General features: G+C 72.2%; 8 protein-coding genes. 3 read left to right on the forward strand and 5 right to left on the reverse strand.

The genetic code is table 11. The features are described from left to right. The 4 genes from ACWEN3_RS32955 to ACWEN3_RS32970 all read right to left on the reverse strand — a co-directional run. A partial coding sequence (locus tag ACWEN3_RS32955; protein WP_452978316.1) for an MFS transporter occupies positions 1 to 560 on the reverse strand: 560 nt, incomplete at its 3' end. Between the two features lie 92 nt (positions 561 to 652). Next, on the reverse strand, positions 653 to 1,708 hold the full coding sequence (locus ACWEN3_RS32960) for an endonuclease/exonuclease/phosphatase family protein (RefSeq protein ID WP_452978319.1): 1,056 nt from the start codon (positions 1,706 to 1,708) through the stop codon (positions 653 to 655). A gap of 189 nt (positions 1,709 to 1,897) precedes the next feature. Then, entirely contained in the window at positions 1,898 to 2,527 is a 630-nt protein-coding gene (locus tag ACWEN3_RS32965; RefSeq protein ID WP_452978322.1) for a TetR/AcrR family transcriptional regulator, read from the reverse strand. A 75-nt stretch (positions 2,528 to 2,602) separates the two neighbouring features. Next, on the reverse strand, positions 2,603 to 4,189 hold the full coding sequence (locus ACWEN3_RS32970; RefSeq protein ID WP_452978325.1) for an MFS transporter: 1,587 nt from the start codon (positions 4,187 to 4,189) through the stop codon (positions 2,603 to 2,605). A 202-nt stretch (positions 4,190 to 4,391) separates the two neighbouring features. Between ACWEN3_RS32970 and panB the strand changes: the two genes are divergently transcribed. The 3 genes from panB to ACWEN3_RS32985 all read left to right on the forward strand — a co-directional run bounded on the left by panB (position 4,392) and on the right by ACWEN3_RS32985 (position 7,256). After that, positions 4,392 to 5,258: a 3-methyl-2-oxobutanoate hydroxymethyltransferase gene (gene panB / locus ACWEN3_RS32975; protein WP_452978328.1), complete on the forward strand. Its 867-nt coding sequence runs from the start codon at positions 4,392 to 4,394 to the stop codon at positions 5,256 to 5,258. Positions 5,259 to 5,424: 166 nt separating this feature from the next. Then, positions 5,425 to 6,450 (forward strand): ATP-binding cassette domain-containing protein, encoded by a 1,026-nt coding sequence (locus tag ACWEN3_RS32980; RefSeq protein ID WP_452978331.1) that lies wholly within the window; start codon positions 5,425 to 5,427, stop codon positions 6,448 to 6,450. Beyond that, a complete protein-coding gene (locus ACWEN3_RS32985; RefSeq protein ID WP_452978334.1) occupies positions 6,447 to 7,256 on the forward strand; it encodes an ABC transporter permease in 810 nt (269 codons plus the stop codon). Before ACWEN3_RS32980 ends, ACWEN3_RS32985 begins: the two co-directional genes overlap by 4 nt. Before the next feature lie 11 nt (positions 7,257 to 7,267). Here the strand turns inward: ACWEN3_RS32985 and ACWEN3_RS32990 are convergent. After that, positions 7,268 to 9,939, reverse strand: a 2,672-nt coding sequence (locus ACWEN3_RS32990; RefSeq protein WP_452978335.1) for an ATP-binding protein, incomplete at its 5' end; no start/stop codon positions are given.

A 9,939-nucleotide genomic window follows, 5' to 3' on the forward strand; every position in this document is an offset into this window, starting at 1 on the left:
GACGGCGCCTGCGCCCCGTCGTGCGGGATGAGCAGGGCCAGCGAGGCGATCGCGGCGACGCCGATCGCGCTCACCCCGAGGAAGGTCGCCCGCCAGCCCAGGTGCTGGCCCGTCAGCGTGGCCACGGGGACGCCCGCGATGTTGGCGACGGTCAGGCCGAGGAACATCAGGGACACCGAGCGGGCCTTGCGCTCCGGCGGGACCATGCCGGTGGCGACGACCGCGCCCACGCCGAAGAAGGCGCCGTGCGGCAGGCCGCTGAGGAAGCGGGCGGCGAGGAGGGAGTCGTAGCCGGGGGCGAACGCGGAGAGCGCGTTGCCCGCGACGAACAGCGCCATCAGGGCGATCAGGACCGTGCGGCGGGACATCCGCGCGGTGAGGGCGGCGAGCAGCGGGGCGCCGATGACGACGCCCAGCGCGTACGCCGAGACCAGGTGGCCCGCGGCGGGGATCGAGATGTGCAGGTCGCGCGCGACGTCGGGGAGCAGCCCCATCATGACGAACTCGGTGGTACCTATGCCGAAAGCGCCGACGGCCAGTGCGAGCAGGGCCAGGGGCATGAAGGGCCTGTGCCTTTCGGGGGAGAGGGGGTTTCGTACAAGCCAATGTTCAGCTTCGAAACAAAGTCTCTCAGACCCGGTGTTCCGCCGGGTTACGAGGGCGTGTCCAGCTTCACACGGGCCGCCACCGGCAGATGGTCGCTGCCCGTGCGGGGCAGGGTCCAGCTGCTCTCCGGCTCCACGCCCTTGACCATGATCTGGTCGATCCGCGCCATCGGGAACGCCGCCGGCCAGCTGAACCCGAAGCCGCTGCCGGCCGCGCCCTGCGTGGAGCGCAGCTGGGAGGTGACGGCGTTGAGCGCGCGGTCGTTCATGGTGCCGTTGAGGTCGCCGAGGAGGACGACCCGCTTCAGGGGCTCGTCCGCGATGGCCTCGCCGAGCGCGTCGGCGCTCTTGTCCCGCTGCCGGGCGGTGAACCCGGCCTTCAGCTTCACCCGCACCGACGGCATGTGGGCGACGTACACCGCGACCGGGCCCTTTGGGGTCGCGACGGTGGCGCGCATCGCCCGCTCCCAGCCCAGCTTGATGTCGACGGCCCGCACGTCGGTCATCGGGTACTTGCTCCACAGGCCGACCGTGCCGACCACCGCGTGGTGCCGGTACGTCGGCGCGAGCGCCTCCTCGTAGACGGGCACGGCGGAGCCGGGGATCTCCTCCAGGGCCAGGATGTCGGCGCCGGAGGCGGCCACGTCGCGGGCGGTCGCGGCCGGGTCGGGGTTCTCCGCGTTGACGTTGTGAGTGGCCACCATCAGGTCGCCGCCGGCCCCGGTCTTGTCGGTGAGCAGCCCGCCGAACAGGTTCAGCCAGACGATCGCCGGGAGGATCACGGCGAAGAGCGCGGTCGCCGACCTGCGCAGCAGCGCGAGCCCCAGCAGCACGGGGACGGCCAGGCCCAGCCAGGGCAGGAACGTCTCGGTGAGGCTGCCCAGGTTGCCCACGGTGTTGGGCACGTGCGAGTGCAGCAGCATCACCAGGGCGAGCAGCAGGGCCAGCACGGCGAGGACGATGCCGCGGCGCCAGATGCGCGGGTCGCCCCGCCAGCCGTCGAGCAGTCTGTGCACCAGGCGCCGAAGCCGGGAGCCGGGTCGCTCGGGACCCGAGCCGCCGTGGTCCGTCTCCGTCATGTACGCCTGCTGCTGCTGCGCCATACCGTCTGCCTCACTGCCTGCCGTGCACGCCGTTCGTTCCCCCGTGCTCTTCCGACCCTAGGGGATGATCGGCTCCGTTCCCGCCGCCCCATGACGGCCGTACGGAAGACGAGGACGAACAAGTCGGGGCAGTGAGTTCCGCTTGCCGTAGAGGTCAAGGGTGTCTGTGACGAAACGTGCACATTAGCGCTACGCGACTGTCGAGCTGACGGGCCGCAGGCCTGCCAGGACGGTGTCCACGATCTGCTCCGAGAGCCCCTCGGGCAGTTCGGCGTCCGGACGCATGACGGTGCGGACGAGCATGGCGCCGACGAACATGTCGTTGGCCAGTTCCAGGTCGACGTCCGTGCGCAGTTCACCGTTGCGCTGTCCGCGGCGCAGCACCTCCAGGCCGAGGGCACGCCGGGGCGCGACGACCGCGGCGTGGTACGCCGTCCAGATCTTGGGGCTGGACTTCATCTGCGCGTAGACGTTGTGCAGGATCGCCGACGAGCGGCTGACCAGGCCGCGTTGGCGCAGGGTCTCCAGCAGGACGACCAGGTCGTCGCGCATGGAGGTGCCGGGGAGTTCGGGGTCGGGGGGTTCGGCGGCGCGCATGACGTCGACGAACAGCTCCTCCTTGCCGCTCCAGCGGCGGTAGATGGTGGCCTTGCCGACCCCGGCGGTGCGGGCGATACGCTCGATGGAGAGTTCGGCGAGGGATACGCCGTCCTCCAGGAGCCGCATCACGCCTTCCAGGATGGCCACTTCCACGGCCTCGCTGCGCGGCCGGCCCCGTACGGGACCGGCCGGGCTCGGCCGGCTGTCGGCAAGGCTCACGTCAATCCGTCCTCTCGCTGTGCTGCGGGAATTGTCCCGCAGCCGCCTCCTTCCCCCGTGGATCCGCTCGCGGACTCAGTCCGTGGCGCCGACCAACTCCGCTTCCTTCTCGCCCTTCTGCCCGGTCGGCGGCCTGCCCGGCAGGAAGAGGGCCGTCACCACGGCGCCGATCAGCGCGACGCCCGTACCGCACAGCGCGGTGACGTGCATGGCGTGCAGGAAGGCGTCGTCCGCGGGGGTGACCAGGGCCCTGCCCTGGGGGCCGAGCTTCTCGGCGATGCCGAGGGTGGCCTCGATGGACTCGCCGGCCTTGTCGCGCAGGGCGGCCGGCAGCGGGCCGAGCTTGCCCTCGATGCCGTTGCGGTACGCGGTGGCGAGCACCGAGCCGAGGACGGCGATGCCGAGGGCGCCGCCGACCTGGCGGAAGGTGTTGCTGAGCGCGGAGGCCGAGCCGGCCTTCTCGCGCGGCAGGGCCTGCATGATCACGACGGAGGTCGGCGTCATGATGTGCGCCATGCCGGTGCCCATCAGGAAGAAGATGACCTCCAGCAGCCAGATCGGCGTGTCGGCCTGGAAGGTGGCGAACGCGGCCAGGGTGGCGGCGATCACGACCAGGCCCACGGTGGTCGTGGCCTTGTTGCCGAACCGCTCGACCACCAGCCGGGCGCGCGGCGCGAAGATCATCTGCGCGGCGGCCAGCGGCAGCATCATCACGCCGGACTGGAGCGGCGAGTAGCCCCGCACGCTCTGCATGTAGAAGACCGAGAAGAAGGTGACGCCCATCAGCGCGAAGAAGACGAGCGCGATGGCGGCCATGGCGGCCGAGAAGACCTTGTTCTTGAAGTAGGTGACGTCGAGCGACGGGTGGTCGCTGCGCTTCTCGAAGACGACGAAGGCGGCGAGCACGACGAGGCCGGCGGCGACGGTCGCGAGCACCTTCGCGTCGGTGAAGTCGGCCAGTTCGCCGCCCTTGATGATGCCGTAGACCAGCAGCACCAGGCCGACGACGGACAGGACCACGCCGATCGGGTCCAGGCGGCCCGGGTTCGGGTCGCGGGAGTCGGGCACCAGCCACAGCATCAGGACCAGCGCGACGATCACGATCGGCACGTTGACGAAGAAGACCGAGCCCCACCAGAAGTGGTCGAGGAGCGCGCCGCCGGTGATCGGGCCGATGGCGATGGCGAGGCCGACGCCGCCGGCCCAGATGCCGATCGCCTTGGGCTGCTCCTCGCGCTCGAAGACGTTCATCAGCACGGCGAGGGTGGCGGGCATGACGAAGGCGGCGCCGAGGGCCATCAGGGCGCGGTAGGCGATCAGCTGGTCCGGCGAGCCGGACTCGGCGGCCAGGGCCGAGCCGATGCCGAACACGGCGATGCCGCCGAGCAGCACCTTCTTGCGGCCGAGGCGGTCGCCGACGAGACCGGCGGTGAACAGCAGGCCGGCGAAGACGAGGGTGTAGGCGTTGATCGCCCACTCGATCTGGCTCTGGGTGGCGCCGAGGCCGGTCGGGGCCGGGGTGGAGATGGTCTTGATGGCGACGTTCAGGATCGAGTTGTCGAGCACCACGATGAGCAGGCTCAGCATCAACACGCCGAGGATCGCCCAGCGGCGCCGGTGCACCGCTTCCGGTATCCGGGAGGCAGGGACGGAAGTTGTCATGTGTCCGACCCTATGACCATTCCGATACGGAACCGTCTCGTATCTTATTTTCTTTACTCAGACCTTACAGATCCGGGGCTTGAACGGACACGGAAGGGATCACAAGGGGGTACCCCTGGCCGTGACTGGCACGAGGTGCCACCATGGAGGCGATCCGGGGACGCCGTCAGGGCGCCTCGAGATGACTGAAGGAGCCGTTGCCATGACGCAGCTTTCGGCTGCCCAGAACAAGCCCTCCGACGGCAGCAAGGCGCTGTACGGGGGGAAGGGCACTCGCCGCATCACCGTCCGCGACATCGCCCTCGCCAAGGAGCGGGGCGAGAAGTGGCCCATGCTCACCGCCTACGACGCGATGACCGCGTCCGTCTTCGACGAGGCCGGGATCCCGGTCATGCTGGTCGGCGACTCGGCGGGCAACTGCCACCTCGGGTACGAGACGACCGTGCCCGTCACCCTCGACGAGATGACCATGCTGTCCGCCGCGGTCGTGCGCGGCACCCAGCGCGCCATGATCGTCGGCGACCTCCCCTTCGGCTCCTACCAGGAGGGCCCGGTGCAGGCGCTGCGCTCGGCGACCCGGCTGGTCAAGGAGGCGGGCGTCGGCGCCGTGAAGCTGGAGGGCGGCGAGCGCTCGCACGAGCAGATCCGGCTGCTGGTGGAGTCCGGCATCCCGGTCATGGCCCACATCGGGCTCACCCCGCAGTCCGTCAACGCGATGGGCTACCGCGTGCAGGGCCGGGGCGAGGAGGCGGCGGCGCAGCTGCTGCGGGACGCGAAGTCCGTGCAGGACGCGGGAGCCTTCGCGGTCGTGCTGGAGCTGGTGCCGGCGGAGCTGGCGGCCGAGGTGACGCGGGTGCTGCACATCCCGACCGTCGGGATCGGCGCCGGGCCGGAGACGGACGCGCAGGTGCTGGTGTGGACCGACATGCTGGGCCTGACCTCCGGCCGGGTGCCGAAGTTCGTCAAGAAGTACGCGAACCTGCGTGAGGTCATGGGCAACGCGGTCAAGGAGTTCGCCGAGGACGTCGTCGGCGGCGCCTTCCCGCTGGAGGAGAACTCCGTCCACTAGGCACCACCACCGAGCCATCGCGGCAACACCCCGGCAGCCCCGCTGATCTTCCCCCGTCAGCGGGGCTGCCCCTTTGCGCGGGCCCGCGGGGGCGTGCAGGCGGCCTGTCGGTGGGCGTCGGTGGCCTGTCGGTGGTTTGTCGGCGGGCCCTGGCACCGTCTTGGCCATGACACGAATCGACGACAACCCCGCCGGCGGGAGCCACGCCGTGACGGTACGGGGGCTGGTCAAGCACTACGGCGAGACCAAGGCTCTCGACGGGGTCGACCTGGACGTGCGCGAGGGCACCGTGATGGGCGTGCTCGGGCCGAACGGCGCCGGCAAGACCACCCTCGTACGGATCCTGTCCACCCTGATCACCCCGGACTCCGGCCGGGCCACCGTGGCCGGCTACGACGTCGTACGGCAGCCCCGCCAGCTGCGCCGGGTGATAGGCCTGACCGGCCAGTACGCCTCGGTGGACGAGAAGCTGCCGGGCTGGGAGAACCTGTACATGATCGGGCGGCTGCTGGACCTGTCCCGCAAGGACGCCCGCGCCCGCGCCGACGAGCTGCTGGAGCGGTTCTCGCTGACGGAGGCCGCCAGGCGGCCCGCGAGCACCTACTCCGGCGGCATGCGGCGGCGGCTGGACCTCGCCGCGTCCATGATCGGCCGGCCCGCCGTCCTCTACCTGGACGAGCCGACCACCGGACTCGACCCCCGCACCCGCAACGAGGTGTGGGACGAGGTGAAGGCGATGGTCGGCGAGGGCGTCACCGTGCTGCTCACCACCCAGTACATGGAGGAGGCCGAGCAGCTCGCCTCCGAGCTGACCGTGGTGGACCGCGGCAAGGTCATCGCCACCGGCGGGACCGAGGAGCTGAAGGCCCGGGTGGGCGGGCGCACCCTGCGGGTGCGGCCGGCCGACCCGCTGGAGCTGCGCCCGCTCGCCGGGATGCTGGACGAGCTGGGCATCACCGGCCTGGCCGCCACCACCGTGGACGCCGAGGCCGGGACCCTGCTGGCGCCGATCCTCAGCGACGAGCAGCTGACGGCCGTGGTCGGCGCGGTCACCGCGCGCGGCATCACCCTCTCCTCCATCACCACCGAACTGCCCAGCCTGGACGAGGTGTTCCTGTCCCTCACCGGCCACCGTGCCGGTGTCCCGCAGGACGCCACGCCCGCCGACTCCCGCGAGGAGGTCGCCGTATGAGCGCCGTCACCGCCCCCGCCCCCGACGTCCGCATCCCGCTGCGCGGGCATCTGCGCCACACCGGCGCCCTCATCCGGCGCAATCTGCTGTGGATCCGCCAGGACCCCGAGTCGATGTTCGACGCGCTGCTGATGCCGGTCGTCTTCACCCTGCTGTTCGTGTACGTCTTCGGCGGCTCGATCGGCCAGGCGCTCGGCGGCGGCCAGGGCCAGTACGTGCAGTACGTCATCCCCGGCATGATCGCCATGATGAGCATGACCCTGTCCCAGGGCGTCGGCACCGGTTTCAGCCAGGACTTCAACAGCGGTGTCATGGACCGGTTCCGGTCGCTGCCGATCGGGCGCGGCTCGGTGCTCTTCGCGAAGATCGCCGTGGAGCTGGGCCGGATGCTGTTCGCCACGGCCGTGCTGATGGTCGTCGCCGTCCTGGTCGGTTTCCACATCACCAGCTGGCCCGGTCTGTTCGCGACCGTGGGCCTGTCCGCGCTGTTCGCCTCCTCGATCATGTGGGTGTTCCTCACCCTCGGCGTGATCCTGAAGAGCGCGCAGTCGGTGCAGGCGATGGGCTTCCTGGTGCTGTTCCCGCTCCAGTTCGGCTCCTCGATCTTCGCGCCGACCAGGTCGATGCCGGGCTGGCTGCGGCACTTCACCGACTACAACCCGCTGTCCACGCTCGCGGACGCGGCCCGGGGACTCATGGTGGGCGGCCCGGTCGCGCACGACCTGTGGGTCACCATCGCCTGGTCGGTGGCGATCACGGCGGTCATGGGACCGGTCGCGATCCACAAGTTCCGCACGAAGAACTGACGTCCACGCCGTCAGAGCAGGGCGGTGGCCTCCGCGAGGGAGAGGCCACCGCCTTCGGCGTACGCGGCGTCGTACGCCCGCTCGTCGAGCGTCGCGCGGATCCGGGCCTCGGTCATGTCGTGGCACCGGCGCTCGACGCCGGAGGGAACGTGGCCGGGCGGCAGCAGGGCGTCGGAGGCGCCCAGGCAGCGGGCGGCGTCGGCGGCCCGGCTGCCGCCGTCGAGGCGGGCGAGGGCCATCGCCGCGGTGCCGAGGCAGATGGAGTCGAGGTGCGGGGCGATGGCCTGGGAGAGCGGGTCCCGGGCGAGGCGCAGCGCCCGCCGGGCCCGGTCCAGCGCGGCCTCGGCGTGGCCGTCGAGGGCGTCCAGCCAGGCCTCCTGCATGAGGATCAGGGAGTCGAAGACGACGAAGTGGGCGATCCTGAACTCCTCGCGCAGCAGCCGCAGTTGCTCGCGGGCCTCGCCGGTGCGGCCGGTCAGTCCGAGCCAGCAGGCGAGGAACAGCCGGGCGGCGGGCCGGGCCTCGTTGTGGGTGCCGTCCTGGCTCGCGACGACGTCCCGGAGCAGCCGCTCGCCCTGCTCCGGCTCCCCCGCCTCCATGAGCACGCTGCCGAGGCGGGCGCGGAGGACGGCCATCTGGCCGCGGGCGCCGAGGCGTTCGGCGTGCTCGATGGCCGTCCGGTAGTCGGCGGCGGCCTCGTGGAAGGCGCCCTGGCGCTCGTTCGCCTCGCCGCGGGCGGACAGCGCCTCGGCGGTGCCCCAGGCGTCGCCGAGACGGCGGAAGATCTCCAGCGACTCGTCGGCGTCGCGGGAGGCGTTGCCGGCCCAGGCGCTGCGGTTGGCCAGCACGTTGGCGCGCATCTGCAGGGCCCCGCCCAGTTCCCACTCGAAGCCGGGGGTGTCCCGGCAGGTCTGGACGCAGGCGTCGACGACGGGGCGCAGCCGCTCGGCGCCGCCGGTCATGATGACGGCGAAGAACCACAGCATGCCCGGCGCCCGGCAGGTCTGCGGCAGCCCGGGTCGGTAGACCTGTGTGATGACGCGCAGCTTGGCCTGCGCCTCGGGGGTCTGCCACGCGTCCAGCTCGGTGTCCATGCAGGCGAGGTGGGCGAGGTGGACGCCGCGCCGGGCCTCGGCGAGGTCCTCGCCGTCGTACGGGGGCGGGGCGTCGGTGCACCGCCGCCACACCGGCTCGGCGGGCCGGACGGGTTCGGTGAAGGGGTCGGGGCCGAGCGCCATGACCTCCTGGCACCAGGTGCGGGTCTCGATGCGCTGGTCGCGCATCTGCCAGAACCACAGCAGGGACAGCACCAGGCAGAGCGCATCCTGCTCGTCGGCCGCCGCTACGGCGTGCCGCAGGGCGGTGCGCAGGTTCTCGTACTCCAGCTGGAACCGGTCGATGGCGGTGCGCTGTTCGGGGCCGCGCAGCAACGGGTCGGTGGTGCGGGCGAGTTCGCGGTAGTACGTCAGATGGGCGCGCTCGGCCCCGGCACGGCGGCCGGCCTCCGCGAGCCGTTCGCCGGCGTACTCGGCGACGGTCTCCAGGAGGCGGTAGCGCATCCCGGCCTCGGCCGAGGGAGCGGCCACCACCAGGGACTTGTCGACCAGCGAGCCGAGTGCGTCCAGGGCGGCCGGGCCGCACACGGCCTCGGCGGCGGCCAGGTCGCAGCCGCCCGCGAAGACGGACAGCCGGGCGAGGACGTCCCGTTCGTCCTCGTCCAGCAGGTCCCAGGACCAGTCCACGACGGCCCGCAGGGTCTGCTGGCGGGGCAGTACGGTGCGGCTGCCGGAGGTGAGCAGCCGGAAGCGGTCGTCGAGCCGGTCGGCTATCTGGCGGGGGGCCAACATCCGCAGCCGGGCCGCCGCCAGTTCGATGGCGAGGGGAAGTCCGTCGAGCCGCCGGCAGATCTCCGCGCAGGCGTCGGGATCGTCCTCGACCCGGAATCCGGGCCGGGCCGCCGCGCCCCGGTCGGCGAGCAGCCGCAGCGCGACCGGCTCGGGCAGCGGCTCCACCGGCCGCACCAACTCCCCCGGGACGCCGAGGGGTTCACGGCTGGTGGCGAGGACGGTCAGTTCGGGGCAGCGGGCCAGCAGCCGCTCGGTGAGGCGGGCGGCGGCCTCGACGACGTGCTCGCAGTTGTCCAGGACGATCAGCATCCGGCGCCGGGCGCAGTGCTCCACGAGCCGTTCGAGGGGGTCGTCGTGCCGGTCGGCGACCGCGCGCATGCTCTCGGCTCCCGCGCCGTGCAGCACGGTCTCGCGGGCGCCGATCGCGGTGAGCACGGCCTGCGGTACGGCGGCCGGGTCGTCCACGGGCGCCAGCTCGGCGAGCCACACCCCGTCGCGGGCGGTGTGCCGTGCCGCCTCGGCGGCCTCCTGGGACAGCCGGGTCTTCCCGGCGCCGCCGGGCCCGAGCAGGGTGACCAGCCGGGCGGCGGCGAGGTCGGCGCCGATGGCCGCGATGTCGGCCTCCCGGCCGACGAAGGAGGTGAGCCGGGCGGGCAGGTTGCCCAGGGCCGGCCCGGGCCGCGGATCCGGAGCCTCGGCGGCCAGCAACTCGGTGTGCAGGGCGCGCAGTTCGGGACCGGGGTCGGAGCCGAGCCGGTCCGCGAGCAGCCGGCGTACGTCCTCGTAGGCGGCGAGCGCCTGGGCCGGGCGGCTGGCGTCGCGCAGGGCGCGCAGCC

It is taken from the genome of Streptomyces sp. NPDC004561 (assembly GCF_053602155.1).

Bases quoted from the DNA above. Each gene is read 5' to 3' on its own strand.
- ACWEN3_RS32980 (WP_452978331.1), top strand. From the start codon at position 5,425: ATGACACGAATCGACGACAACCCCGCCGGCGGGAGCCACGCCGTGACG.
- panB (WP_452978328.1), top strand. From the start codon at position 4,392: ATGACGCAGCTTTCGGCTGCCCAGAACAAGCCCTCCGACGGCAGCAAG.
- ACWEN3_RS32985 (WP_452978334.1), top strand. From the start codon at position 6,447: ATGAGCGCCGTCACCGCCCCCGCCCCCGACGTCCGCATCCCGCTGCGC.
- ACWEN3_RS32970 (WP_452978325.1), bottom strand. From the start codon at position 4,189: ATGACAACTTCCGTCCCTGCCTCCCGGATACCGGAAGCGGTGCACCGG.
- ACWEN3_RS32960 (WP_452978319.1), bottom strand. From the start codon at position 1,708: ATGGCGCAGCAGCAGCAGGCGTACATGACGGAGACGGACCACGGCGGC.